Source organism: Streptomyces sp. NPDC093598, from assembly GCF_044764825.1.
Lineage (GTDB): Bacteria > Actinomycetota > Actinomycetes > Streptomycetales > Streptomycetaceae > Streptomyces.
Map to the genome: position 1 here is coordinate 992,862 of NZ_JBIWIV010000002.1, position 25,595 is coordinate 1,018,456.

24 protein-coding genes and 3 pseudogenes are annotated in these 25,595 nt (G+C 71.5%); 17 read left to right on the top strand and 10 right to left on the bottom strand.

Features of this window, described 5'->3' with window-relative positions:
• Window positions 1-74 precede the first annotated feature (74 nt).
• Window positions 75-1,055, top strand: coding sequence for a TerC family protein (locus ACIRDU_RS10505; protein WP_403576806.1), 981 nt, complete (start codon window positions 75-77; stop codon window positions 1,053-1,055).
• Between the two features lie 22 nt (window positions 1,056-1,077).
• Here ACIRDU_RS10505 and ACIRDU_RS10510 read toward each other — a convergent pair whose 3' ends face one another.
• Window positions 1,078-2,268, bottom strand: a complete 1,191-nt coding sequence (locus ACIRDU_RS10510) for a CaiB/BaiF CoA transferase family protein (RefSeq protein WP_403576808.1) — start codon at window positions 2,266-2,268, stop codon at window positions 1,078-1,080.
• A gap of 217 nt (window positions 2,269-2,485) precedes the next feature.
• On the opposite strand from ACIRDU_RS10510, the pseudogene ACIRDU_RS10515 reads away from it, so the two are divergent.
• Window positions 2,486-2,645, top strand: a pseudogene (locus tag ACIRDU_RS10515) (LysR family transcriptional regulator); the annotation flags it as partial.
• A gap of 352 nt (window positions 2,646-2,997) precedes the next feature.
• On the opposite strand, the gene ACIRDU_RS10520 reads toward ACIRDU_RS10515, so the two are convergent.
• Entirely contained in the window at window positions 2,998-3,561 is a 564-nt protein-coding gene (locus ACIRDU_RS10520) for an NAD(P)H-dependent oxidoreductase (RefSeq protein ID WP_403576810.1), read from the bottom strand.
• Between the two features lie 128 nt (window positions 3,562-3,689).
• Between ACIRDU_RS10520 and ACIRDU_RS10525 the strand changes: the two genes are divergently transcribed.
• The 4 genes from ACIRDU_RS10525 to ACIRDU_RS10540 all read left to right on the top strand — a co-directional run bounded on the left by ACIRDU_RS10525 (window position 3,690) and on the right by ACIRDU_RS10540 (window position 7,152).
• Entirely contained in the window at window positions 3,690-4,358 is a 669-nt protein-coding gene (locus ACIRDU_RS10525; RefSeq protein ID WP_403576812.1) for a TetR/AcrR family transcriptional regulator, read from the top strand.
• Between the two features lie 82 nt (window positions 4,359-4,440).
• Entirely contained in the window at window positions 4,441-5,490 is a 1,050-nt protein-coding gene (locus tag ACIRDU_RS10530; RefSeq protein WP_403576814.1) for a LacI family DNA-binding transcriptional regulator, read from the top strand.
• 72 nt (window positions 5,491-5,562) lie between these two features.
• Window positions 5,563-5,694 (top strand): hypothetical protein, encoded by a 132-nt coding sequence (locus ACIRDU_RS10535; RefSeq protein ID WP_403576816.1) that lies wholly within the window; start codon window positions 5,563-5,565, stop codon window positions 5,692-5,694.
• Window positions 5,695-5,715: 21 nt separating this feature from the next.
• Window positions 5,716-7,152, top strand: coding sequence for a benzaldehyde dehydrogenase (locus ACIRDU_RS10540; RefSeq protein WP_403576818.1), 1,437 nt, complete (start codon window positions 5,716-5,718; stop codon window positions 7,150-7,152).
• Here ACIRDU_RS10540 and trxA read toward each other — a convergent pair.
• Window positions 7,149-7,535 (bottom strand): thioredoxin, encoded by a 387-nt coding sequence (gene trxA, locus ACIRDU_RS10545; protein ID WP_403576820.1) that lies wholly within the window; start codon window positions 7,533-7,535, stop codon window positions 7,149-7,151. The genes ACIRDU_RS10540 and trxA overlap by 4 nt on opposite strands.
• Before the next feature lie 119 nt (window positions 7,536-7,654).
• Here trxA and ACIRDU_RS10550 point away from each other — a divergent pair, with 119 nt between their 5' ends.
• Window positions 7,655-9,085, top strand: a complete 1,431-nt coding sequence (locus ACIRDU_RS10550; RefSeq protein ID WP_403576822.1) for a dihydrolipoyl dehydrogenase family protein — start codon at window positions 7,655-7,657, stop codon at window positions 9,083-9,085.
• A gap of 78 nt (window positions 9,086-9,163) precedes the next feature.
• Here ACIRDU_RS10550 and ACIRDU_RS10555 read toward each other — a convergent pair.
• Window positions 9,164-9,331, bottom strand: a pseudogene (locus tag ACIRDU_RS10555) (ABC transporter ATP-binding protein); the annotation flags it as partial.
• Window positions 9,332-9,426: 95 nt separating this feature from the next.
• Window positions 9,427-10,071 carry a peptide deformylase gene (locus tag ACIRDU_RS10560; protein WP_403576824.1) on the bottom strand — a complete coding sequence of 215 codons (645 nt, stop codon included), beginning with the start codon at window positions 10,069-10,071 and terminating at the stop codon, window positions 9,427-9,429.
• 154 nt (window positions 10,072-10,225) lie between these two features.
• On the opposite strand from ACIRDU_RS10560, the gene ACIRDU_RS10565 reads away from it, so the two are divergent.
• Entirely contained in the window at window positions 10,226-11,629 is a 1,404-nt protein-coding gene (locus tag ACIRDU_RS10565; RefSeq protein ID WP_403576826.1) for a PepSY-associated TM helix domain-containing protein, read from the top strand.
• A gap of 65 nt (window positions 11,630-11,694) precedes the next feature.
• On the opposite strand, the gene ACIRDU_RS10570 is transcribed toward ACIRDU_RS10565, so the two are convergent.
• From ACIRDU_RS10570 to ACIRDU_RS10580, 3 genes are all read right to left on the bottom strand, one after another.
• Window positions 11,695-12,054 carry a tetratricopeptide repeat protein gene (locus tag ACIRDU_RS10570; RefSeq protein WP_403576828.1) on the bottom strand — a complete coding sequence of 120 codons (360 nt, stop codon included), beginning with the start codon at window positions 12,052-12,054 and terminating at the stop codon, window positions 11,695-11,697.
• 71 nt (window positions 12,055-12,125) lie between these two features.
• Window positions 12,126-12,569, bottom strand: coding sequence for a MarR family transcriptional regulator (locus ACIRDU_RS10575; protein WP_403576830.1), 444 nt, complete (start codon window positions 12,567-12,569; stop codon window positions 12,126-12,128).
• Complete coding sequence (locus ACIRDU_RS10580) at window positions 12,566-13,048, bottom strand: MarR family winged helix-turn-helix transcriptional regulator (protein ID WP_403576832.1); 483 nt, start codon at window positions 13,046-13,048, stop codon at window positions 12,566-12,568. The genes ACIRDU_RS10575 and ACIRDU_RS10580 overlap by 4 nt, the downstream gene beginning before the upstream one ends.
• Window positions 13,049-13,160: 112 nt before the next feature.
• Here ACIRDU_RS10580 and ACIRDU_RS10585 point away from each other — a divergent pair, with 112 nt between their 5' ends.
• Window positions 13,161-14,126 (top strand): pirin family protein, encoded by a 966-nt coding sequence (locus tag ACIRDU_RS10585; RefSeq protein ID WP_403576834.1) that lies wholly within the window; start codon window positions 13,161-13,163, stop codon window positions 14,124-14,126.
• Between the two features lie 194 nt (window positions 14,127-14,320).
• On the opposite strand, the gene ACIRDU_RS10590 is transcribed toward ACIRDU_RS10585, so the two are convergent.
• Window positions 14,321-15,211, bottom strand: coding sequence for a helix-turn-helix transcriptional regulator (locus ACIRDU_RS10590; RefSeq protein ID WP_403576836.1), 891 nt, complete (start codon window positions 15,209-15,211; stop codon window positions 14,321-14,323).
• 243 nt (window positions 15,212-15,454) lie between these two features.
• Between ACIRDU_RS10590 and ACIRDU_RS10595 the strand changes: the two are divergent.
• The 6 genes and pseudogenes from ACIRDU_RS10595 to ACIRDU_RS10620 form a co-directional block, all read left to right on the top strand.
• Window positions 15,455-15,628, top strand: a pseudogene (locus ACIRDU_RS10595) (SDR family NAD(P)-dependent oxidoreductase); the annotation flags it as partial.
• A gap of 28 nt (window positions 15,629-15,656) precedes the next feature.
• Complete coding sequence (locus ACIRDU_RS10600) at window positions 15,657-16,220, top strand: SDR family NAD(P)-dependent oxidoreductase (protein ID WP_403576838.1); 564 nt, start codon at window positions 15,657-15,659, stop codon at window positions 16,218-16,220.
• A gap of 89 nt (window positions 16,221-16,309) precedes the next feature.
• Window positions 16,310-17,155 (top strand): SDR family oxidoreductase, encoded by an 846-nt coding sequence (locus ACIRDU_RS10605; RefSeq protein ID WP_403576840.1) that lies wholly within the window; start codon window positions 16,310-16,312, stop codon window positions 17,153-17,155.
• A gap of 1,237 nt (window positions 17,156-18,392) precedes the next feature.
• Entirely contained in the window at window positions 18,393-19,853 is a 1,461-nt protein-coding gene (locus ACIRDU_RS10610; RefSeq protein ID WP_403576841.1) for a SulP family inorganic anion transporter, read from the top strand.
• Window positions 19,854-20,029: 176 nt separating this feature from the next.
• On the top strand, window positions 20,030-20,671 hold the full coding sequence (locus tag ACIRDU_RS10615) for a carbonic anhydrase (RefSeq protein ID WP_403576843.1): 642 nt from the start codon (window positions 20,030-20,032) through the stop codon (window positions 20,669-20,671).
• A gap of 328 nt (window positions 20,672-20,999) precedes the next feature.
• Window positions 21,000-21,740, top strand: a complete 741-nt coding sequence (locus ACIRDU_RS10620; RefSeq protein ID WP_403576845.1) for an SDR family NAD(P)-dependent oxidoreductase — start codon at window positions 21,000-21,002, stop codon at window positions 21,738-21,740.
• A gap of 66 nt (window positions 21,741-21,806) precedes the next feature.
• Here ACIRDU_RS10620 and ACIRDU_RS10625 read toward each other — a convergent pair whose 3' ends face one another.
• Window positions 21,807-22,502: a GAF and ANTAR domain-containing protein gene (locus ACIRDU_RS10625; RefSeq protein ID WP_403576847.1), complete on the bottom strand. Its 696-nt coding sequence runs from the start codon at window positions 22,500-22,502 to the stop codon at window positions 21,807-21,809.
• 252 nt (window positions 22,503-22,754) lie between these two features.
• Between ACIRDU_RS10625 and ACIRDU_RS10630 the strand changes: the two genes are divergently transcribed.
• The gene (locus tag ACIRDU_RS10630; protein WP_403577377.1) at window positions 22,755-23,555 is read left to right on the top strand and encodes an endonuclease/exonuclease/phosphatase family protein; all 801 of its coding nucleotides are present in this window, start codon (window positions 22,755-22,757) and stop codon (window positions 23,553-23,555) included.
• A 197-nt stretch (window positions 23,556-23,752) separates the two neighbouring features.
• Complete coding sequence (locus ACIRDU_RS10635; protein WP_403576849.1) at window positions 23,753-25,471, top strand: SpoIIE family protein phosphatase; 1,719 nt, start codon at window positions 23,753-23,755, stop codon at window positions 25,469-25,471.
• The last annotated feature ends 124 nt before the right edge of the window (window positions 25,472-25,595 follow it).

Here is a 25,595-nt window from a genome sequence, read left to right on the forward strand (position 1 = left end):
CCTGGCAGGAGTGGCGGAAATCAGCCACTGCGGATAAGGATGTGCCTTCCCCACACCTGTACCAGGAGTAACAGATGAACGTTTCGCTGTCCGTGTGGCTGCTGACCGTGGCAGCCCTGTGCGTGCTCGTCGCCGTCGACTTCTTCGTCGGCCGCAAGCCGCACGACGTGTCCCTCAGAGAAGCCGGGACATGGACGGTGGTGTGGGTCGTCCTGGCTGTGCTGTTCGGTGTCGGCCTGTGGTACTTCGGTGGGAGCGGGCCCACGGGGGAGTTCTTCGCCGGGTACATCACCGAGAAGTCGCTCAGCGTCGACAACCTCTTCGTCTTCGTCCTGATCATGGCGAAGTTCGCGGTGCCCTCGCAGTACCAGCAGCGCGTCCTGATGATCGGCGTGATCATGGCCTTGGTGCTGCGGGCCGTCTTCATCGCCGCCGGCGCGGCGATCATCTCCACCTTCTCCTGGGTCTTCTACCTCTTCGGCGCCTTCCTCATCTGGACCGCCTGGAAGCTGGTGCAGGACGCGCGCAAGCAGGACCACGAGGAGGAGTACCAGGAGAACAAGCTGCTGAAGATGGCGGAGCGGCGCTTCGGCGTGGCCGACCGCTACCACGGCACCAAGCTGTTCATCACCGAGAACGGCAAGCGGATCATGACCCCGATGCTGGTGGTGATGCTCGCGATCGGCTCCACCGACGTGCTGTTCGCCCTCGACTCCATCCCGGCCATCTACGGCCTGACGCAGGACCCGTACATCGTGTTCACCGCGAACGCCTTCGCCCTCATGGGCCTGCGCCAGCTGTACTTCCTCATCGGCGGCCTGCTGAAGAAGCTGGTCCACCTCTCCTACGGCCTGTCGATCATCCTCGGCTTCATCGGCGTCAAACTGGTGCTGCACGCGCTGCACGAGTCGGGCGTGCATGTCCCCGAGATCAGCATCCCCTTCTCGCTCGGCTTCATCGTGCTCGTCCTGGCGGTGACGACGTTCACGAGCCTGCGGGCGTCGAAGAAGCAGCAGACCGAGGCGGCGGCACCGCCGGCCGCGGAGTCCCGGTAGGCACCGGGGGAGGACCGGCTCGTCAGACGACTCCGTCAGCCCGGAGGGCGGCCACCTCCTCGGCCGTGCGGCCCAGTTCGGTGAGGATGGCCTCGGTGTGCTCGCCCACCGCCGGGACCGGGTCCATGCGCGCGGGCACGCCGACGAGGTCGGCGGGCGGGAGCAGGGCCTCCACGGTGGCGCCCGGCACCTCGACCTCGCTCCAGCGGCCGCGGGCGGCCAGCACGGGATGGTCCAGGAAGGCGGCGACGTCGTTGACTCCGGCGCAGGCGATGCCGATGCGCTCCAGGTCCTTGAGGATCTCGTCGGAGCCGGACCGGGCGAAACGCTCGGCGACGACGGCGTCGAGCTCCTCGCGGTGGGTGACGCGGTCGGATCCGGTGGCGAAGCGCGGATCGTCGACCAGCTCCGGCCGGGCGAGGAACTCGGCGCACAGGGCCGCCCATTCCCGCTCGTTCTGGATGGAGAACAGCACCTCCTTGCCGTCGGCCGCGGTGTACGTCCCGTACGGCGCGATGGTGGCGTGCCGGGTGCCCAGGCGCGGGGGCTGGGCGCCGCCGTACCGGGTGTAGTAGGCGGGCTGACCCATCCACTCCGCGAGCGCCTCGAACAGGGACACCTCCACGGGGTGCGCCTCGCCGGTGGTGGCACGGGTGTACAGGGCGGTGAGGATGCCGCTGTAGGCGTACATCCCGGCGGCGATGTCGGCCACCGAGATCCCGGTCCGGGCGGTTCCCTCAGGGGTTCCGGTCAGCGACACCAGCCCGGTCTGGCACTGCACGAGCAGGTCGTAGGCCTTGCGGTCGGCCCAGGGGCCGGTCGTGCCGTAGCCGGATATCGTGCACGCGATCAGGCCGGGGCGACGGCCGGTGACACCGGCGGTGTCCAGGCCGAGCCGGGCGGCGGCGCCCGGGGCGAGATTCTGCACGAAGACGTCGGCGCCGTCGAGGAGGTCGTGCAGGATCTCGTGGCCGCGCGGGTCCTTCAGGTCGAGCGTGAGGGACTCCTTGGAGCGGTTGAGCCAGACGAAATAGCTGGAGTGGCCGTGCACGGTCGTGTCGTACCGGCGTGCGAAGTCGCCCCCGCCCGGTCGCTCCACCTTGATCACCCGGGCCCCGAGGTCGGCGAGCTGCCGGGTGGCGTAGGGCGCGGCCACGACCTGCTCCAGACTGACCACCGTGACCCCGGCCAGGGGATACCGCTGCACGCTCATGCCTCAAGCTCCCGAATCGTGTACGGAGGGCGCTCGGACAGTCTGCCGCAGGGGGAGGACGTCGGGGCGGGCCGCCGACGCGATCCGGATCACGCCGACGGGTGGTTTCGCGGGCGGTGATGCCGATGGGGTGCGACTTTCACCGGCGCGACACGGCGCGTAACGGCGCGAGGCGACGGAGCTCACGGCCGGGCGTACGGCGGCTGCTGCCCGCGTACGGCATCTGACCCCGCACCTGCCGATCACCCGGGTCCGCTGCACCGGCAACCCCAGCCGCAAGCTCCTGACCTGCACCCGGGACGGGGGGCACGCCCGACCGGCGGTGGCTGCGGCGCTTCGAGGAACTGCGGGACCTGGCACCCACGGCGATCGCCTGAGGGGCCTGTGCGGTCCGAGGCCCTGACCCGCCTGATGGCCGCGACCGTCCCGCAGCGCCCGGTCGGGGTCGTCATGACCCGGCGGTGAATGCCCCCGCCCGCCCGCTGCCGCAGCCCCACCGGTCGGGCGAGGGCCGAGGCGCCGCGCGTATGCCCGGGGTCGGCCGGCCGCCCGGCGAATGGCCGCGTGCTTCGCCCCGGGGCCGGTCCGGAGCTCGCCCGGGGTGCGGCCGTCCGTCCCGGCCGTGCCCCGAGCCCGCAGCCGGCCCGGCCGGCGCAGCCCCTGCGGCATGCCGCAGGGGCCGGGGCCGTTGCGGGCCGCGGCCCCTCCGTGGGCGCGAGGTGCGGACGATCAGGCCGCGGAGGGCTCCGAGGCGTGACCGTGCAGGCGGGCGATGACCTCGGTCAGCTGCTCGGCGACCTCGGCGTCGTCGGCCGGGTGCGTCTCGGCGAAGCGGGTCATCGAGCCGGGGATGGACAGCTTGACGTCCTCCAGGACCTTGCCGCCGGCCACGCCCACGGACTTGCGGGTCTCGTCGTGCGCCCAGACGCCGCCGTACTGGCCGAAGGCGGTGCCGACCACGGCGACCGGCTTGCCGCTGAGGGCACCGGCGCCGTAGGGGCGGGACAGCCAGTCGATGGCGTTCTTCAGGACGGCCGGGATGGTGCCGTTGTACTCGGGAGTGAAGAGGATCAGGCCGTCGGCGGCGTTCGCGGCGTCGCGCAGTCGCGCGGCGGCGGCCGGGACGCCGCCCTCCACGTCGATGTCCTCGTTGTAGAAGGGGATCTCGGCCAGACCCTCGAACAGGTCCACCTCGGCACCCTCGGGGGCGAGCTTGACGGCCGCCTCGGCGAGCTGGCGGTTGTGCGAACCGGCGCGAAGGCTGCCGACGAGGGCGAGGATACGAACGGACATGCTGACTCCCACGTATGAGGCGCTGCTCTGACGTACTGCGTATCGATCCGGACCGGGGTCCGTTTATGTTTCTAGCACCCTAACCGGACCGCGGTCCAGTTTTGTTCCCGATGCTTTACGCTGGCTTCATGTCCACCGCCCCGCCGCCCTTCCCGACGCCCCAGGAGCCCGTCGACCACCTCGAGCTGCTTCAGCTCGGCACCGCCGTCGAGGCCGCCGAACCGTGCCTGCGGGCCGATGCCGCGCGCAATCGCGCCCGGCTGCTGGAGGCCGCCGGACGGCTGGTGGCGGAGCGCGGCGCGGAGGCCGTCACGATGGAGGCGGTGGCCGCCGAGGCCCGCGTCGGCAAGGGCACGGTGTTCCGCAGGTTCGGCGACCGTACCGGTCTGCTGACGGCGCTGCTCGACCACTCCGAGAAGAAGTTCCAGGCCGCGTTCCTCGGCGGCCCGCCGCCGCTCGGCCCCGGAGCGCCGCCCGTGGACCGGCTGCGGGCCTTCGGTTGCGCGATGCTGCGCCGGTCGGCCGACGACCTGGAGCTCCAGCTGGCCGCCGAGCCGTGCGCGCCCCGCCGCTTCACCAATCCGGCTCGCGGCGTGCTGCGCCACCACGTGGTCATGCTGCTTCGGCAGGCGGTCCCGGACGCCGACTGCGAGCTTCTCTCCCACACGCTGATGGGTCAGCTCGACCCGGCCCTGATCCACCACCTGACCAAACAGCGCGGGCTGCCCATGACCCGCCTCGAGGACGCGTGGATCGACCTGGTCGACCGGGTGACGGGTACGGCCCCGACCCGCTGAGGTCCGCTCGCGGATCCCCGTGACCGCTCACGGCTCCCTCACAACTCCCCCGCCGGAAGGGCGCATTGAGGCTTCTGCCAAGATGCCGTACGTCATGGTGCAGATACCGAAAACGCCCGCGCCCCCGTCCCCCGCACCGTCGCGCTCCGTGCCCACGAGCGCCGATGTGGCCCGCCTGGCCGGCGTCTCGCGCGCGACCGTCTCCTACGTCCTCAACAACACCAGCGCCGTACGGATCAGCGAACCCACCCGCCGCCGTGTGCACGAGGCGGCGAAGGAGCTCGGGTACGTACCGCACGCGGCGGCCCGCAGCCTGCGCGCCGGGCACAGCCGCATGGTCCTGATCCCCGCACCGACCTTCCCCGTCGGCCCGCTCTACAGCCGGTTCCTCACCGATCTCCAGAACTCGCTCGCCGGCCTGGACTACACGGTCGTGCAGTACGGCACCGGCGGCCCGCACGGCGACGAAGCCGCCCGCGCCTGGGCCGAGTTGAGGCCCGTGGCCGTGCTCGTGCCCGGCTCCGGGCTCGGCCCGCGCGGAGTGGCGGTGCTCAAGCGCTCGGGGGCGCGGGCCGTGGTCACCCTCGGCCCCGAGACCATCGACGGCGCACACGCCCTGCTCATGGACCACGACGTCGTCGGCCACAGCGCGGGCGCCCACCTCTACGACCGCGGCCGGCGCCGGATCGGTGTCGTCGTCCCGCAGGAACCCGGTCTCGAGGCGTTCTCCGCACCCCGCCTCGACGGCGTGCGCCAGTCGCTGCGCGGCACGGACGCCACGGTGACCGAACTGCCCCTCGCCTACGACGAGCAGGCCGCGGCACGCCTCGCCGCCCGCTGGCGCGGCCTCGGCCTGGACGCCGTGTTCACCTACAACGACGAGTACGCGATGCTGCTGATGCGGGCCCTGCTGGACGAGGGCATCCGCATCCCCGAGGAGACGGCCGTGATCGGCGCCGACGACCTGGTGCTCGGGCGGCTGCTGCGGCCCCGGCTGAGCACGGTCCGTCTGGAGCTGCCCTCCGGCCGTGAACTCGCCGAACTGGTCGACCGCACGGTGCGCAAGCCCACCACCGAGCCCGAGACGCACAAGGTGCTGGGCGCGACGGTGCTGCAGCGCGAATCGACCTGACGCAAGGGCACTTGAGTGGCCGACAGGCGCCGGCGACCCGGCTTTCGTGCCGCGGCACGGCTAGGATGTTGCATGCTCAACAAAACGGGGGCGCGTGCACCCGCGGACCGCGGCACACCGCTGCGCCCGCTCGGCGCGTCCCGCCATGTGACCGCCGAACCGGCCGCGCACGCACGGGAGTTCCGCCATCCCGTCCGCCGGTGACCGATCGATCGGAGAGCCGTCATGCCGTTGCTCGACACCAGGAGCTGGCAGCCCCGCAGCCTCACCGGGCCCGGGTACACCGTCACCGAGCCCGCCACCGGCCAAGCCCTCGGCGCCATCGCCCTCGCCGGCCCCGAGGACGTCGGTGCCGCCGCGGGGCGGGCGGCCACCGCCCAGCACGCGTGGGCACGCACCCCGCACTTCGCCCGCGCCGCCGTCCTCCGCAAGGCGGGCGACCTGTTCACCGAGCACGCCGCCGAACTGCGCGAATGGCTCGTCCGCGAATCGGGTTCCGTCCCCGGCAAAGCCGACTTCGAACTGCACGTCGCCGCCCAGGAGTGCTACGAGGCCGCCGCCCTCGCCTCCCGCCCGGCCGGCCAGGTCCTGCCCAGCGAGGCACCGCGCCTGTCGTACACGCGCCGCGTCCCGGCCGGTGTGGTGGGTGTGATCTCCCCGTTCAACGCCCCGCTGATCCTGTCCATCCGCTCCGTCGCACCGGCCCTGGCCCTGGGCAACGCGGTCCTGCTGAAGCCGGACCCGCGCACGGCCGTCTGCGGAGGGCTGTCACTCGCCGCGGTCTTCGCCGCCGCGGGGCTGCCGGAGGACCTGCTGCACGTGCTGCCCGGCGGCCCGGACGCCGGACAGGCCCTGGTCGCCGACCCGCGGGTGCCGGTCATCTCCTTCACCGGCTCCACCGCCGCCGGGCGGGCCGTGGGCGAGGCCGCCGGCCGTCACCTCAAGCGGGCCCACCTGGAACTGGGCGGCAACTCCGCCATGATCGTGCTGGAGGACGCCGACCTCGACGCGGTGATCTCCACGGCCGCCTGGGGCTCGTTCTTCCACCAGGGCCAGATCTGCATGACCACCGGACGCCATCTGGTGCACGCGTCCCTGTACGACGAGTACGTCGAGCGGCTGGCCGCCAAGGCGGACTCACTCGCCGTCGGCGACCCCTATCGGGACCACGTCCATCTGGGCCCCATCATCGACTCGGGCCAGCTCACCAAGATCAGCGGACTGGTCGAGGCCAGCACGAGCGCGGGTGCCAAGCTCGCCGCCGGCGGCACCCACGACAGGCTCTTCTACCGGCCGACGGTCCTCGCCCATGTCGACGACCGCACGCCCGCATACGCGCAGGAGGTCTTCGGCCCGGTGGCGCCCGTGCGCTCCTTCACCACCACCGACGAGGCGGCGGCGCTGGCCGCGCAGAGCCCGTACGGCCTCTCCCTGGGCATCATCACCAGGGACCCGGCCCGCGGCTTGGACCTCGCCGAGCGCATACCGACCGGCATCGTCCACATCAACGACCAGACGGTCAACGACGAGGCCGTGGCGCCCTTCGGCGGAGTCGCCGCCTCCGGCACCGGCGCCCGCTTCGGAGGTGAAGCCAATCTGGAGGCCTTCACCGAACTGCGCTGGACGACGGTACGCGGAGACGTGGCTCCGTATCCGTTCTAGCCCGCCTGCCGGCCTTCCTGGGCCTGCTGCTCGGCGATCGCCTTGCGAACCTCTTCCATGTCGAGGTTGCGGGCCTGCCCGATGACGTCCGTCAGGGCGGCCTCGGGCAGGGCGCCCGGCTGGGCGAACACGGCGACCTGATCCCGGACGATCATCAGCGTGGGAATGGACTGGATGCCGAAGGCCGCGGCCAGCTCGGGCTGCGCCTCGGTGTCCACCTTGCCGAACACCAGGTCCGGGTTCTCCTCCGCCGCCTTCTCGTAGACCGGGGCGAACTGCTTGCACGGCCCGCACCAGGACGCCCAGAAGTCGATCAGGACGAACTCGTTGTCCGTGACCGTCTGGTCGAAGTTCTCCTTGGTGAGCTCCACGGTGCTGCTCATGGCGTCAATCCCTCTTCCTGGTGTGGGGTCAAGCCGTCGGCACAACACGGCCGACCGGACACGTATTCCGCGCCCCTACCCATGTGGCCAGGGCGCACACCACCCACCAGACTGACCCCATGACGGAAACGGAAACCAACGCGTACGACGTCGTGGTGCTCGGGGCCGGGCCCGTGGGGGAGAACGTCGCCGACCGCACCCGCGCCGCTGGACTCACCACCGCGGTCGTGGAGAGCGAACTGGTCGGCGGCGAGTGCTCCTACTGGGCGTGCATGCCCAGCAAGGCCCTGCTGCGGCCGGTCATCGCCCGCGCGGACGCCCGCCGCGTACCGGGCCTGAGCCAGTCGGTGCAGGGCCCCCTCGACGCCTCCGCGGTCCTCGCCCACCGGGACTACTACACCTCGAACTGGACGGACGACGGTCAGGTCGGGTGGCTCGACTCCATCGGCGCCGACCTGTACCGCGGCCACGGGCGCCTCAGCGGCCCCCGCACCGTGACGGTCACCGGCCCGGACGGCGGCGAGCGCGTCCTGACCGCCCGGCAGGCCGTCGCCGTCTGCACCGGCAGCCGCGCCGCCCTGCCCGGCCTGCCCGGGCTCGACGCGGTCAAGCCGTGGACCAGCCGGGAGGCCACCAGCTCGCAGAGCGTGCCCGGCCGGCTGATCGTGATCGGCGGCGGCGTGGTCGCCACCGAGATGGCCACCGTCTGGCAGGCACTCGGCTCGAAGGTCACGCTGCTGGTCCGCGGCAAGGGCCTGCTCCCCCGGATGGAGCCCTTCGCCGGGGAACTGATCGCCGAGGCGCTCACGGAGGCCGGCGCCGACGTCCGTACCGGCACGTCGGTGGAGTCGGTGACCCGGGAGAACGGGACGGTCGTGGCCGTCACCGACTCGGGCGACCGCATCGAGGCCGACGAGATCCTCTTCGCCACCGGCCGCGCCCCGCGCACCGACGACATCGGCCTGGAGACGATCGGCCTCGACCCCGGCTCCTGGCTGCCGGTCGACGACAGCCTCCGCGTGACCGGCCACGACTGGCTGTACGCGGTCGGCGACGTCAACCACCGCGCCCTCCTCACCCACCAGGGCAAGTACCAGGCCCGCATCGCGGGTGCCGCCATCGCCGCGCGGGGCACCGGCGAGACCCTCCTGGCGGAGCCCTGGGGCGCCCACGCCGCGACGGCCGACCACGCCGCCGTCCCCCAGGTCGTCTTCACCGACCCGGAGGCGGCGGCCGTGGGCCTGTCCCTGGCCGAGGCGGAACAGGCGGGGCACCGGGTGAAGGCCGTCGACGTGGATCTGTCCTCCGTCGCCGGGGCCGGCCTGTACGCCGACGGCTACCAGGGCCGCGCCCGCATGGTCGTCGACCTCGATGACGAGACCCTGCGCGGCGTCACCCTCGTCGGCCCCGGCGTCGGCGAACTCATCCACTCCGCGACCATCGCGGTCGCCGGCCAGGTCCCGATCAGCCGCCTGTGGCACGCCGTCCCGTCGTACCCGACGATCAGCGAGGTGTGGCTGCGGCTGCTGGAGGCGTACCGCGACGCGTGACCTGCGGTCCGTCCGGGCCGGGTCAGGCAGGGGCGACACCCTCCAGGTGTGCGCGGGCACGGCCGGCTCACGGGGGTCGTCGTCCCACACGACCTCCTCCGCCTCCGGCAGCAGCAGCACCAGGTCCGGCGGCAGCGCGTCGACGGCGCCCTCGTCGTGCGTGACCATGGCGGTCGCGCCCGAGTGCACCAGACCCGCCAGGGCGAGCCGGGTCTTCTCGCCGCCGGACAGGACGCCGACCCGCTTGGTCCTCGGCTAGGGAATTCGGGGCGTGGACATGCGGTCACCGTAACGGAGGCGCCCCTGCCCGGCGCCTGCGATTTTCGGCGGAGCTCCGCGCGCTACGGCAGCTCGAAGCCGAGCGCCCGCGCTGCCTCCTGCGGTGTCGGCTGAGTCCAGCGCTCCGCCATCGCCTGGTTGGACGACAGGGAACGCGACTCGGCGCGGTCCAGGTAGAGGACGCCGTCGAGGTGGTCCGTCTCGTGCTGCACGATCCGTGCCGGCCACCCCGTGAACACCTCGTCCAGCGCCCGCCCCTGCTCGTCCTGCCCGATCAGCCGCACCGCGGCGGGCCGCGCCACCACCGCCTGCCAGCCCGGCACGCTCAGGCAGCCCTCGAAGAACGCGGCCCGCGCGTCGCCGACGGGCTCGTAGGCGGGATTGACCAGCGCGCGGAACGGCTGCGGCACCCGCCCGCGCACCAGCCGCACCTCCTCCGGCACCGGCGCCGGATCCTCGATCACCGCGATCCTGAGCGGCACCCCGACCTGCGGAGCCGCCAGGCCGACCCCGGGCGCCGCGCGCATGGTGATCCGCAGCGCCTCGACGAACCGGGCCAGCAGGGCGGGTTCCAGCTGACCGTCGTACGGCTCGGTACCGTGCCGCAGCACCGGGTCGCCGGCCGCGACGATGGTCAACGGCAAGCCACGGTCGAGGAGTTGCTCGACCCGCTCGGCCAGGGGTGCGCGATCGCTCGGTGTTCCCATCGCGTCAGGATGGCACGGCACCCCCCACCACCGCGTGACGCACGTCACACATGTTCTCCGGGAACTGAACGCCCCGCCGCACCGACTACTGGACCGCCACGGCCACCGCCAACACCGCGACGGCCCAGAAGACGTCCCCCGGAGAAGCCCGCCGATGACCACCGCTCCCTCGACCACCACGGACGAGGCCCCGCAGCCAGCCGCCCCGGCACCGTCGAAGAGCAGCTGGGCCCCCTTGCGCCCGCTGATCCTCCGCCTGCACTTCTACGCCGGGGTGCTGGTGGCGCCGTTCCTCCTCGTCGCTGCCGTCACGGGCCTGCTGTACGCCGGCTCGTTCCAGGCCGAAAAGCTCGTGTACGACCACGAACTGACCGTTCCCGTCGGCGAGGAGAAGCTGCCGATCAGCGAGCAGGTGGCCGCCGCCCGCAAGGCCCACCCCGAAGGCGCGATCTCGGCCGTACGCCCCTCACCCGAGGCCGACGCGACGACCAGGGTGATGCTGACCGGCGTCCCGGGCGTCGACGAGGGCCACGCGCTCGCCGTGTTCGTCGACCCTTACACCGCCGAGGTGCGCGGCTCCCTCGAACAGTACGGCTCGACCGGCGCGCTGCCGCTGCGCACCTGGATCGACGAGTTCCACCGGGACCTGCACCTGGGTGAGCCGGGGCGGCTCTACAGCGAGTTGGCGGCCAGCTGGCTGTGGGTGATCTCGGCGGGCGGGCTGGTGCTGTGGTTCTCCCGCCGCCGTGCCCTGCGCAAGGTGCGGGGGACGAAGGGGCGGCGGCGCACGCTCGGCCTGCACGGCACGGTCGGCGTGTGGGCGGCGGCCGGGTTCTTCTTCCTCTCGGCGACCGGTCTGACCTGGTCGGCCTACGCCGGTGCCACCATTGACGAGCTGCGGACCTCGCTGGGCCAGGCCACCCCGTCGGTGTCGGCGGCGGCCGGCGGTGAACACTCCGGCCACGGCTCCGCCGCCGGGCAGGCGGGCGACGCCGCGCACGGCGTGGGCCTGGACAAGGTTCTGGCGGCGGCGCGGGCCGAGGGGCTCGGCGACCCGGTGGAGATCGTGCCGCCCGCGGACGCGAACTCCGCGTACGTCGTCAAGCAGGTGCAGCGCAGCTGGCCCTCGAAGCAGGACGCCGCCGCGATCGACCCGGCCGACGGCAAGGTCATGGACGTGCTGCGCTTCGCCGACCATCCCGTGCTCGCGAAGCTCACCCGGTGGGGCATCGACCTGCACACCGGCATCCTGTTCGGCCTGGCCAACCAGATCGCCCTGATGCTGCTCGCGCTGTCCCTGATCCTGCTGATCGTCTGGGGGTACCGCATGTGGTGGCAGCGCGGCCGCGGCACCGCCTTCGGCCGTCCGGTCCCGCGCGGCGCCTGGCAGCAGGTCCCGCCCCAGATCCTCGTACCGCTGCTGGCGGGCGTCGCCGTACTGGGGTACTTCCTGCCCCTGTTCGGCATCCCGCTGGCGGCCTTCCTCGCCGTCGACGTCCTGCTGGGGGAGATCGCCTACCGGCGAGGGCGGCGGTCCTACGGCACACCGGTCGCGTAGCGGACCCGCCGGCACACGGATGCCCGGCTCCACACGGAGCCGGGCACCTTCAAGTGCGGCGCGGGTCAGCGCTGCTCGAAGTCACCGGCGAGCGCCGAGGCGATCCGCAGGTGCGACTCCGCCTCCTCGTGCCGGTTCTGCCGTTGCAGGGTGCGGCCGAGCATCAGCCGGGCGTATTGCTCCACCGGGTCCCGTTCGACGATCGTCCGCAACTCGCCCTCGGCACGACGCAGTTGGGCCGAGTGGTAGTAGGAGCGCGCCAGGAGCAGCCGGGGCCCGGTCTGCTCGGGCACCTCCTCGACCAGCCCGACCAGGACGCGCGCGGCGGCGGCGTAGTCCTTGGCGTCGAAGAACAGCTGCGCGCGCTCCCAGCGCTCGGCCGGGGTTCCGTGGGCGTAGTACGTCGTGTCCTGGGTCGTGTTCACTCGGTGCCTCCTTCGAGGCCGACAACCGAGCCTGCCCGTTGGATATTCCGCTGACCGGACGAGGCCCGGGACTATCGGCTCAGGGCGCTCAGCTCGGCACCGGCCCGGTCGGTGATCAGGCTCAGCACCCGGCCCGTGACGGCCAGGTCCTCCGCAGGTATGCCGTCGTAGATCCGGGCGGTGATGGGGGTCGTCTCGCCGGAGGTCGTGGCGTACAGCTTCCGTCCGGCGTCCGTGATCCGTAGGCTCGACGCCCCGTCCGGGGTCAGCAACCGCGCGGCGATCAGCTCGTCGAGCACGCCGTGCACCTCGGCCGCGTCGATCTTCAGGGCGCCGGTGACGCCGTCGACGAGCTGCTCGCGTCCGACCGGGCCGTCGGCCAGGGCGGCGAGGCGGAGGGTGACGGACTGCTGGAAGGTGATGCCGTGCCGGTCCAGCACGTGCTCGAGGAGAGCGCGGCCGGCGTAGTGGGCCAGGGCGATGACCCGGGGGTCGACGAGGGGGGTGGTGGTCATGACTGCTCCGTCTCGTTCTCGCTGAAGGGTTCAAGAGGCGCGTCGAGCAGGGTCGTCAACTCGCGCGTGAACTCCCGGGTGCGTGCGCTGTCGAGGCCGCCGAGCGGGTCGAGGAGCTGCTGAAGGAGGCCGTGGACGACCTCGATCGCCCGCCGGGTGACCTCATGGCCCCGCTCGGTGAGCGCGAGCTGCACCGCGCGTGGGTCGCGCGGGTCGCGGGTGCGCTCCAGGAGACCGGCGGTCTCCAGCGCGCGGGCCAGCTTCGACACGTAGAGCGGCTCGAGTCCGGTGCGGTCGGCGAGGCGGCGCTGGCTGGGCCGCTCGCCGGAGCGCTGCATGCCGTGCAGCGAGGCCACCAGCGAGTACTGCGCGTGGGTGAGGCCCAGCGGGGCCACCGCACGGTCGACCGCGACCCGCCACTTCATCGACAGCCGCCACACCAGGAACCCGGGCGTCGCGCCTTCGGAACCGTTGCTCATGGGAAATACAGTACATGGCTACTATGTCCATGGCTACTGTTTTCGCGACGCCTGCCGCGCGACCCGAACGTGACGCTGACGCAAGGCCTCGTGCCGGACTAGGTTGGGCGCCATGAGCAATCTTGAGCGCGAAGCGGTCCCCTCCCCGTGCGGTGGCCGTGGCTTCGTGGTGGCGGAGCCGGTGCGTGAACTCCTCAGCCCGCGCCGGGTCAAGCTGGGCGAGTCCAGCGAGGTCCGCCGGCTGCTGCCCAACCTCGGCCGCCGTATGGTCGGGGCCTGGTGCTTCGTCGACCACTACGGTCCCGACGACATCGCCGACGAGCCCGGCATGCAGGTGCCGCCGCATCCCCACATGGGTCTGCAGACGGTGAGCTGGCTGCACGAGGGCGAGGTGCTGCACCGCGACTCCACCGGCAGCCTCCAGACGATCCGCCCGCGCGAACTCGGCCTGATGACCTCCGGCCGGGCGATCAGCCACTCGGAGGAGAGCCCGCGCTCGCACGCCCGCTTCCTGCACGGCGCGCAACTGTGGGTCGCCCTCCCCGACAGCCACCGTCACACGGACCCGCGCTTCGAACACCACGCCGATCTGCCGGTCGTCACGGCCCCCGGCCTCACGGCCACGCTGCTCCTCGGCGACCTCGACGGCGCGACCTCACCCGGCACGGCGTACACCCCGATCGTCGGCGCCGACCTGGCCCTGACCCGAGGCGCGGACGTACGCCTGCCCCTGGAGCCTGACTTCGAGTACGCCGTGCTCTCCATGTCCGGCGAGGCCCACGTCGACGGCGTCCCGGTGCTCCCCGGCTCCATGCTCTACCTCGGCTGCGGCCGCAGCGAACTGCCCCTGCGGGCGGAGTCGGACGCGGGCCTGATGCTTCTGGGCGGCGAACCGTTCGAGGAGGAGCTGATCATGTTCTGGAACTGGATCGGACGGTCGCAGGGGGAGATCGAGCAGGCGCGGCGGGACTGGATGGAAGGGACGCGGTTCGGAGAGGTGAAGGGGTATGACGGTGCCCCGCTGCCGGCCCCCGAGCTGCCGGTGACCCCTCTGAAGCCACGAGGAAGAGTTCGCTGACGTGCGGAAAGGTGTCGCAGTACTCTTGCTGCCCCTTCGCCGACTCTGCTGACGCGTCATCAGCTCCCTTCCGGGGAATCCCACCTTCACTGCAAGGCTCAAAGCACGTCACCGGTGCACCAGTCGGTCGGCCCCTTGACGGTGGGCTGCTGCTTGGCGAATTCCATGGTGCGTGCTGCGGGTGTCCGCGGGCGTCAGTCGGCTGGATCGGGTGTCTGTGCGGGGGCGGGCTGCTCCGTGGCGGCGGACGTACTGGTCCAGCTGTCGAGGATGTTGAGGGCTTCGGCAGAGGGCGACGCGGGTTCCGGGGTGTAGATGACCAGGGTCTGTTCGGGGTCGCCTTCGACGGCCAGGACCACGTAGTCGAGGGTGAGATCGCCGACGAGAGGGTGGTGGAGGCGTTTGGTGCCGCTGGTGTGGGCTTGGACGTCATGGTCGGCCCACATGCGGCGGAAGGTGTCGCTGTGCAAGGACAGTTCGCCGATCAGCTCGGTGAGCTGCGGGTCGTCAGGGTGGCGTCCGGCGTACAGGCGCAGCATGGCCAGGCAGTCGCCGGCGACCTGGTTCCAGTCGGCGTACAGGCTGCGGGCGGCCTCGTCGAGGAAGACGAAGCGGGCGAAGTTGCGCTCGCGACGGGGCCGGGCCTCGAAGTCGGCGTAGAGGGCGTGGGCAAGCCGGTTGGCCGCCAGGACGTCTGTGCGTCGCCCCTGGACCACCGCGGGGACGCTGAGTGAGTCCAGGGTTCGGTACAGGACTGGGTGAACCCTTTGGGGGGCCAGGGGGCGCTTGCGGCGTGTCCGGGTGGCGGTGGGCTGGGCGAGGTCGAAGAGGTGGGCGCGTTCGGTGTCGTCCAGGTGCAGGGCGCGGGCGACGGCCTCCAGGACGCTTTCGGAGACGCCCTGGGTGCGGCCCCGCTCCAGGCGGATGTAGTAGTCGACGCTGACTCCGGCGAGCTGGGCGACTTCCTCGCGGCGCAGCCCCGGCACGCGGCGGGCGCCGCCATGGGGGGCGAGGCCCGCCTGTTCGGGGGTGACCCGGGCCCGTCGGGTGCGCAGGAACTCGCGGATCTCACTGCTGCGGTCCATAGGTCCACCGTACGGCGGGCCTCCCTTCGCCGGAGCCGGCGAAGGGGGTCTGGCAGACCCCCGGAAGAGCCGTGCCCCGTACAGGGGTCCGGGCGGGGCCGGCGGGTGGTTGCCTGGACAGCGGGCCTGCTGCACGGCACTGATCGTTCGAGTGGTACGCGCCGTAACGGCACGTTGGAGATCGTCGTTGCCGCTGACCGCAGTCTGCCCTCACACCGTACGTCTGGAGATGAGGACACCCCCATGGCTTTGAACCTGACCGGCACGGTCGCACTCGTCACCGGTGCGAGCAGCGGTATCGGTGCCGCCACCGCCCGCCGGCTCGCCGAGCAGGGCGCCTCGGTGGCGCTCGTGGCCCGCCGCAAGGACCGCCTGGAAGCTCTCGCGGCCGAGATCGAGCAGGCCGGTGGCACCGCGCTGGTGGTGGCAGCGGACATCACCGATCGTGTCCAGGCCGAGGACGCCGTTTCAGCAGGTCATCGAGCGGTTCGGACGACTGGACACCCTGGTCAACAACGCCGGCCTGATGCTTCTGGGCCCCGTCCTCGGCGCCGATGCCGAGGAGTGGGACCGCATGATCGCCGTCAATGTCCAGGGCCTGCTCTACACCACCCGCGCCGCCCTGCCGCACCTGCTGAAGTCAGCCGAACAGGGCCCGCGCCAGGTCGCCGACATCGTCAATATCGGCTCCTACGCCGGCCGCGTGGCGAGCAAGGGCTTCGGCGTCTACAACGCCACCAAGTTCGGCGTGCACGCCTTCACCGAGTCCTTGCGCCAGGAAGTCACCGAGCGTCACGTGCGCGTCGGTGTGCTTGAACCGGGCGCCGTGGAGAGCGAACTGGGCACGCACAACAAGCCCGAAGTCCGCGGCGAGATGATCGACCCCTTCTTCGAGGGGACCGAGGTCCTGGCCGCCGAGGACATCGCCGACGGTGTCGCCTACATGGTCACCCGTCCCCGCCACGCCGCCGTCGGCGAGTTGTGGATCATGCCCACCGAGCAGGCCTGAGCACCTCCACGCCCGGTCTCCCCGGCCAAGGCAACGCATCAAGTCCCCCATCCACCCGGGCCGCATACAGCCCCGGAAAGGAATCCCCCATGAGCAAGGTCGTTTTCGTCACCGGTGCAGGACGCGGTCTGGGTACCGACATCGCCCGTCAGGCCCTCGCGGCCGGCCACCAGGTCGTCGCCACCGGCCGTCGCCCCGAGGAGGTCGAGAAGACCCTGGGCGGCCCGCAGGACAACCTGCTCGCCACCAAGCTGGACGTCACCAGCCTCGAGGACGCACAGGCCGCCGCGCAGGCCGCTGTCGGCCGGTTCGGCCGCATCGACGTCCTGATCAACAACGCCGGGAACTTCTACGCCGGCTTCTTCGAGGAGATCTCCCCGGAGCACATGCACCGACAGATCGAGACCAACCTCTACGGGCCGATGAACGTCACCCGCGCCGTTCTGCCCGTCATGCGCGCACAGCGCGACGGCCACATCATCACCCTCTCCTCGATCGCCGGCCTGGTCGGCGCCGAGTTCAACGCCGCCTACGCCGCCTCCAAGTTCGGCGTCGAGGGCTGGATGGAATCGCTGCACCAGGACATCGCCCCGTACAACATCCGCACCACGATCGTGGAGCCCGGCTTCTTCCGCACCGAGCTGCTCGTGGACGCCTCCACCACCTGGCCCGAGCCGACCATCGACGACTACGCCGAGCGCACCACCACGACGGTCGAGGCGTGGAAGAGCATCAACGGTCAGCAGCCCGGCGACCCCGCCAAGCTCGCCCACGCCCTGCTGACCATCGCCGACCAGATCGAGCCGCCGCTGCGCTTCCTCGCCGGCGCCGACGCCATCGAAGGCGCCACGGCCAAGGCCAAGGAACTCCTCGCCCAGGCCGAAGCCTCCCGCGAACTGGGCGGCAACCTCGGCCACGACGACACCGACGCCTGAGGCAGCTGACACACCGGGCGGTCCAACCCATCGGTCACATAACAGCGTTCACCGGGCCGGCAGCCTCGCCATCTCCAACGCGCCGGGGCCGAGGATCCCGATGCTCCCCGGCCCGCGACGTCCGGCGGCCCGGTGCGGTCCAAGCGGATGTGGAACTTCGCGGGGGCCGCCTTCCCACTGACCACGAGCACCTCGCTCGACCAGGCGCAGGATCAGATCCGCGAGGGCGAGGTCGTCGGCGCGTACGTCCTGCCCACCTCCAGGGGCGGTGAGGCGACGCTCTACACCTCCTCGGCCGCCGGGCGGTGGGCATGGCCGTGCGGCTGTGAATCCTCTTCGACGTCCTCATCGGCGCGATCAACGGCCACGGCCGGCGATGGTCGGTTCGGGCAACAGCTCCGACTGTTACGTCAGCACAAAGCGCCCGAGGGAGATCCGTCCGACTTCGCCACCGGGCACCCCTGCTCGGAATCGGAACGAAACGAGACCGGCCGCCGGTTGTTTCGACCGGCTAGCGGGTTCGCGTCAACTCGCGTCGGTTTTGAGGCTCCCCGGAGCTTGCCGCGCTTAGCGAACCCTTTAGACAGCCATGCACACTTAGCCGGCCCTTGACGATTCATTTGCCCATTACAGGTACGTACTTGACGTGGCGATGGCCGGAAGGAGGTGTCAGTTGCGCGGTGGGACGACACGGACCGCGACGGCGATCCTCGTCGCCGTCCTGCTGGGCTTCCAAGCCCTCGCACTCACGGCGTTCTTCACGTCAGCACACGCCGTCAGCCGCCCGGAGACCAAGGCTCAGCTGGAGATCCAGCCCTCCGGCAAGGCACTTCGCGACGTACTCCCGAACGAAGTCGCCACCTGTCGCGAAGGTGGCCATGCCGGAGATGCGACCGGTCCTCTGCGCGCTCGCGACAGGTTCCGCGGCAGCGCAGCCGCACTCGGCGGATCAGGGCGGCTCTTGCCGCGGCAGCACGTGACGGCCGCACAGGCACTGTCCGCGCCCGCCACCGCGCATCACCGTGCGTCGAGATCCGCGACCGCGCACAAACCACCGGCGCTTCAGGTCTTCCGCTGCTGAGGAGCAGAGCGGTTCCCCCCACCCCTGTCATGCCGGTCCGACGCGCCCCCACTGCGCGTCAGGAGGAGTCACCACACTCATGCGACCCCATATCGACAGCCCTCGAATGCTCCGCTACTCCGATACGTTCCAGATGTTCCGAGGGGGCTGGTGACCATGCTGTCCAAGTTCCCTCACCTGAGGCAGGACTTCCTCGCCTCGATCGTCGTCTTCCTGGTCGCCGTGCCGCTGTGCGTCGGCGTGGCGGTCGCCTCCGGCGTTCCCGCGGAGCTGGGCCTCATCACCGGCATCGTGGGCGGGCTCGTCACCGGGCTCATGCCCGGCAGCAGCCTGCAGGTGTCCGGACCCGCCGCCGGCCTCACCGTGCTGGTCTTCGAGGCCGTCAGCCAGTTCGGGGTGGCCACGCTCGGCGTGATCGTGCTGCTCGCCGGCCTGCTCCAGCTCGCCATGGGCTTCTTCAGGATAGGCCGCTGGTTCCGGGCGATATCCGTGTCGGTGGTCGAGGGCATGCTCTGCGGTATCGGCCTGGTGATCATCGCCGGGCAGATCTACGCGGCGGCGGGCCTGAAGGCACCGGAGTCCGGGACCGGCAAGATCGCGGGCCTGCCCGGGGCGTTCGCCGACGCCCTCGGCAACACCACGGCCCTGACCTCCCTCGCCATCGGGGCGGGCACCGTCACCGTCATCGTGCTGTGGAAGAAACTGCCGAAGGCCGTGCAGTCCGTGCCCGGCGCCCTCGCTGCGGTCGTCCTGGCCACGGTCGCCACGCTCGCCTTCAGCCTGCCCGTCGCCACCGTCCAGGTGGAGGGTCTGCTCGGCGTCATCCAGGTACCCGGGTCCGAGGCCTTCGGCGAGCTGGCCGGCCCGGCCATCTGGGGCACCATCATCGCGTTCGCGCTGATCGCCTCCGCCGAGTCCCTGTTCAGCGCGGCGGCCGTGGACCGCCTGCACGACGGTCCGCGCACCCAGTACAACAAGGAGATGATCGCCCAGGGCGCGGGCAACACCGTGTGCGGCCTGCTGGGCGCGCTGCCGATGACCGCGGTGATCGTGCGCAGCTCCGCCAACGTCAACGCGGGTGCGAAGACCAAGGCGTCGCGGGTGATGCACGGCGTGTGGCTGCTGCTGTTCGCCGCCGCGATGCCGTGGGCCCTGGCGCTGATCCCGCTGCCCGCCCTGGCCGGCATCCTGGTGCACGCGGGCTGGAAGCTGATTCCGTTCCGTCAGGTCGTGGTGCTGTGGCGGTCGCACAAGGGTGAGGCGCTGATCCTGGTCGTCACGGCCGTGTCGATCGTCGCGGTGAACATGTTCGAGGGCGTGCTCATCGGTCTGGCCCTGTCGGTCGTCAAGACCGCCTGGGAGACCTCGCACAGCAGGACGGAGATCGTCGACAAGGGCGTGGGTCCCATCCAGGTCCACCTGACGGGCAACGCGACGTTCCTGCGGCTGCCGAAGATCCTCGACAGCCTGGAGACGCTGCCCCAGGACCGCCCGGTCGAGTTGGACTTGTCGGGTCTGCACCACCTCGACCACGCCTGCCGCACGGCCCTGGAGAACTGGGCCGAGCGGCACAGTGCGGTCAGCGATGAACCCGTGAAGGTCACGGCGAACACCTGAGACCGCTCGGTGGCCGGGCGGTTCTCCGACACGTGTACCGCCCGGCCCACGCTGAATCGCAAGGGTGGCGGCACGGTACCGGGACGCGCCGAAGGTCTCGGTCCTGCCCCAGTCCCACATCGTCCACGGCCAGGCCTCGCTGTGCCGTGCCCGGACATGGACGTAGTCTGCCTGACATGGCCGACGCACAGACACTTACGCCCCGTGAAGCCTTCGAGATGCTGCTGGACGGCAACCAGCGGTTCGTCGCCGGTTCGCCGGAGCATCCGAACCAGGACGCCGCGCGCCGCACCGAGGTCGTCCCGGCCCAGAACCCGTTCGCCGTGCTTTTCGGCTGCTCCGACTCCCGCCTGGCCGCCGAGATCATCTTCGACCGCGGCCTGGGGGACCTGTTCGTGGTCCGCACCGCCGGACACGTCGCGGGGTCGGAGGTACTGGGCAGCATTGAGTACGGGGTGAGCGTGCTCGGCGCCCCGCTGGTCGTGGTGCTGGGCCACGACGCGTGCGGCGCGGTCGCGGCCACCCGCTCCGCCGTCGACGACGGCACGCCGGCGGGTGGCTATGTGCGGGACGTGATCGAGCGGGTGACTCCCAGCGTGCTGGCCGCCCGCGCTGCCGGGCGCACCGAGGACGCCGACTTCATCGCCGAGCACATCCGGCACACCGTCGACATTCTGCTGGAGCGTTCCCGCGTCCTGGCCCAGGCGGTCGATGCGGGGCAGGCCGCCGTGGCCGGACTGTCGTACCGGCTGTCCGACGGAACGGCCCGCTTGGTCACCGCCCGCGGCCTTGAGGTGCCCACAGACGCGATTGCGTGAAGCCGGGTGTTCTGCGTTCCTGAAAGCACGGCACGACCGGAGCTCCTTCGGTGAGCAGCGCCCTCGCCGACACCGCCGAGCAGGCGTGGCTCGCCGAGCACCCCGGCGCCGTCGTGACCCGGCGCAACCTCGGCGACCCTTCGCGTCGTGTCCGGCTGACAGCATGCCGCTCCGGACGAGCGCGGACGCGGGCCTGGACTTCGCGGACGGCTTTGGAGTGGGACCGTGAAGAACCGGCTCCACCTGCACCTGCGACCGGACGATCAGGACCGTGAGATCGCTCGCGCCGTGCCCGTGCCACCCGGCAGGCGTGGCAAGATCCGCGGACATGGAGTTCGAACGAGCGGATCGGCCCGTAGCCCTGGTGACCGGGTCCACGTCGGGGATCGGGGAGGCCGTCGCGCGGCGGCTGGCGGCTGACGGGATGAGCGTCGTCGTGCACTCGCGGCGCAGTGCGGAGGCCGGCGAGGCCCTGGCGGCGGAGCTGGGTGGGGCGTACGTACGGGCGGATCTGGCACAGGAGGAAGAGGCCCGGGGACTGGTCGAGGCGGCTCTCGACCGGTACGGGCGGCTGGACGTGCTGGTGAACAACGCGGGCATCAGCCGGCCGATCCCGCATGACGACCTCGCTGCGGCGACACCGGCGGACTGGCGGCAACTGCTGGAGGTCAACCTGATCGCGCCCTGGGTGCTGTGTACCGCGGCCCTTCCGGCGCTGCGCCGCTCCCCGGCGGGCGGCAGCATCGTGAACATCACCAGCCACGCCGGCGTCCGGCCCAAGGGCTCCTCGGTGCCCTACGCGGCGAGCAAGGCCGCGCTGAACCATGTGACCCGGCTGCTCGCGGCCGCGCTCGGGCCCGAGGTGCGGGTGAACGCGGTGGCGCCGGGGCTGGTGGACACGCCGATGACGAAGGAATGGGCACAGGCCCACGAACTGTGGCGGGACCGGGCCCCCATGCATCGCCCCGCCCTGCCCGACGACGTGGCCGGCCTCGTGGCATCGATGATCGCCAGCACCTATCTCACCGGCGAGGTCGTCGTGCTCGACGGCGGGCTGAACCTGACCTGAGGAGCCGTCGGTTCACGGCCCGTCCGGCCTCGGCCCGGCCCGACGGGCCTCGGTCGCCCGCGATGTTCACGCCGGGCCGTCGGCGCGCTTGTCACGGATCCGCTGGGCGACGTCGCGCAACTTGATGTTGTGATGCTGGGAGATGTTGCGCAGGACGTTGAAGGCGTCGTCCTCGCTCATCCCGTGACGTTCCATGAGCATGCCCATGGCCTCGCCGATGGCGTGCCGGGTCTCCAGGGCGTGCTCGAGCTGGTCGATGGTACGGGCGTCCGCGAGGGCGACGGCGGCGTGCGAGGCCAGCAGCCAGCCGGCGGTGGCGTTCTCCTCGGTGAAGATCCCCGGGCGGCGGGCGTACAGGTTCAGCGCCCCGAAGTCCTCGTCGTGGGTGTAGAGCAGGACGCCGGTCATGCTGCCGATGCCCAGCCCGCGCGCGGCCTCGGCGTACCGCGGCCAGTCCGGCTGGGGCCTGTTCATGTCCGCGATCCGGAACACCCGCTCCTTCTCCGCGCGACGGGCCAGATCGAAGCACGGCCCCTCGCCCAGTTCGCCCTGCAGACGATCGGATTCCTCGACCATGTCGCCGTACGAGGACAGCGTCACGGCACGGCCCTTGCGCACCGCGAGGACCCCGGCCGCGTCACAGCCGTCCACCAGCTTCACGGCCGACGCCGCGATCTCGTCCAGCGTCTGCTGCACCGAGTCCTGCTTCAGGAGGGTCCGCGCGAGCACGGCCATGTCCTCGGCGAACTTCTGCCACTCCATGCGCCACCGCCCGTGTCGATCACCAGTTCAGCCACCCTACGCTCAGCCTGGTCCTTCACCGTCGAAGGCGCCAGGACCGCGGAGCGTCACCTTCTCCGTCAAGGTCGCGGTCACGAGATGGCACCGCACCTGTGTCGCCGACGAGCCCGTCCCATAACCTCGTGCAGAACAACGTCAGACGTCAGGTGGATCCACCGTGAGGAGGCGAGGGTGCTCGGTAGCGGCACGGGTGCGCGGTTGCTCGCGGGCGCCATGGTGGCGGTCTGCATGGTGCTCGTCGGCCCCAGCGCACCGAGCGGTGCCCTCTTCGCCGGGTCACGGCCCGCCGGCGCCGTCCGCGACGTCGTACCGAACCGGGTCATGACGTGGAACATCTGCAACCCCTGCGAGGTGAGCGATGTCCACCGGGCCGCGGAGATCGCCGCGTACGCGCCCCAGGTCGTCGGTCTCCAGGAAGCGTGCGTGCGTGACGTCGAGAGGATCCGGGAGTATCTGGAGAACCTCCACGGGCTCGTCTACCACGTCGAGTACGGGACGGTGCTTCGCAAGTGGGGCCGCTGCGGCGGCACGCCGTGGAGCCCGGGGGCCTACGGGCAGGCGATCCTCTCGGCCGCACCGATGACGGACCCGGTCGCCGTGGAGTATCCCGACGGCGGATCCGAGGACCGTGGGTACATGGCCGTCACCACCACCGTGGGCGACCGGTCCGTCCGGGTCTTCAACACGCATCTCGCCCAACGACGGCAAGAGGCGGTCCGCACCGATCAGACCCGCGTGCTCGCCGCGGAGCTCGCCCGGCACGACCGCGCGATCCTTCTCGGCGACTTGAACGCCGTGCCGGACGCCCCCGAACTCGGCGGGATCTGGGCGCTGGCCACGGATGCGGACCCGCAGTGCCGTCCGTCGCCCACCGGGACCTGCGGGCCGACCACCGACTGGCAGACCAAGTTCGACTACGTGTTCCTGCGCGGCATCGTCCCGCTCGAGCACCGTGTCCTTCCGAGTCCGTACTCGGACCACCATCTGCTGCACACCGATCTGGACCTGACGTGAGTGGCCGTCCCGGCCGGCTCTGCCGCTGAGCGCCCCCTCTGCCCCCGGTGCCGCAGGTCAGCGGCCCGTGCGGGCCGCGTGGGGAGGCGCGTCACCGTGACGACGTGGAATTTCCCTTCGTATGGGCATACGGGGAAGGCAAGCAAGCAGGGCAAGCCGGCGAGCGGGACGCCGGCCCGATCGGCAGGGAGGCCGCGATGACGGGGCCGGAGCGCACGGAGACCGTTCACGGGCCGTCCGTGCCGACAGCGTCCATCGTGCTGGCCGGGTCTCTGGAAGCCATCGGCGCCGGCGCCTACGTCGTGGACGAGCAGGGCTGCATCATCGCCGCGAACGCCCGCGCCGAGTACCTGCTGGGCCGGTCCGCCGAAGACCTGATCGGGCATGACGCGCACGACCTGCTGCACCGCGGCCCGCAAGGGCAGCCGCTGCCCCGCACCCAGTGCGCCATGCGGCACGCGTTCCACGCCGGACGCACGGCCCAGGCCGACGAGGACTACTTCGCCCGCGCCGACGGCTCCCTGCTGCGCATCTCCTGGCTGATCACGCCGTACGACGTCGGCGGCCGGCACGGCGGCACGCTCGTCGTCTTCCACACCCCCGACCACCCACAGGTCACCGAGCCGCAACCGGAGCCGGCGGCCCAGCCGCTGTCGGAGCTGCACCGGCTGGCCCTGCTGGCCGAGACCACCGCGCAGCTGACCTCCACGCTCGACGTCGAGGAGGCGCTGCGGCGGCTGGTGACCCTGGTCCTGCCCCGCCTCGCGGACTGGGCGATCGTCGATCTGATCACGGAACGTGACGAGGTGTGGCGTACCGTCGTGGTCCATGCCGACGGTGACACCCTCGTGCACCACGAGGATCTGCAGGGGCCGATGCCGCCGGTTCCCGAGGAATCCCCGATGCCCCTGTCCCGGGCCCTGCGCGGCGTCGCCTCCAACCTGGCCGGCCCGCAGACCTACCAGGGGCCACCGGACTCCGGCATCGCGGTCGAGCAGCGCCGCCTGTTCGAAGCGACGGGGATGCACTCCGCGGCCATCGCGCCCATCCGCAGCACCCGTGCGGTCCTCGGAGCGCTGACCCTGGGCCGCGACGAGAATCGGGCGGCTTTCACGCCCGTGGACCTTCCCCTGATCGAGGACATCGCACGCCGTGCCGGTCTCGCCCTGGACAACGCCCGCCTCTACCAGCGTCAGCGCAAGGTGGCCGAGACCATGCAGAACCATCTGCTGCCGCAGATGCCGGGCGTCACGGGTCTGGAGATGACCGTCCGCTACCTGCCCGCACCCGACGCGTCACAGGTCGGCGGTGACTGGTACGACGCCTTTGCCCTGGCCGACGCGTCCACCGCCCTGGCCATCGGAGACGTCGTCGGCCACGACCTGGAGGCGGCGGCCGGCATGGCGCAGGTCCGCAACATGCTCCGCGCCTACGCCTGGTCCCAGCACGAACCCCCCAGCCGGATCGTCGAACGGCTCGACCAGGCGATTCAGCACATCACCGACGTCGACATGGCCACGACGATCTTCGCCCGGGTCGAACCGGCCGACGACGGGCACTGGAAACTGTCCTGGACCAACGCCGGCCATCCGCCGCCGCTGCTGATCAGCCGGGACGGTCTGGCCCGCTACCTCACCGACGGCCACGGCATCCTCCTGGGCACCCAGACGGGCACCCGACGCCCTGACGCGACCGCTCTGCTCCCGCCCGGCTCCACCCTGGTGCTGTACACGGACGGCCTCATCGAAGCGCCCCGCCGCACCCTCGACGAGGGCCTCGACCGACTGCGCCAGCACGCCGCCGCCCTCGCGCACCGGCCCCTCGCCTCGTTCACCGACGAGCTCCTGCGCCGTGTCCGGCCCTCCGGCAACGACGACGACGTGGCCCTCCTGGCGCTGCGCGTCCCCGAGGGCTGACCTGCGCCATCCCCGACTCATGCGCAGGTCGGCCCGCCGTGGGGGGCCGTCCGGCCTCGTGAAGTGACGGTGAAAACCCGGTGGAGACCATGTCGGTGGGTCCGCTTATGCTGCACCGGAAGAT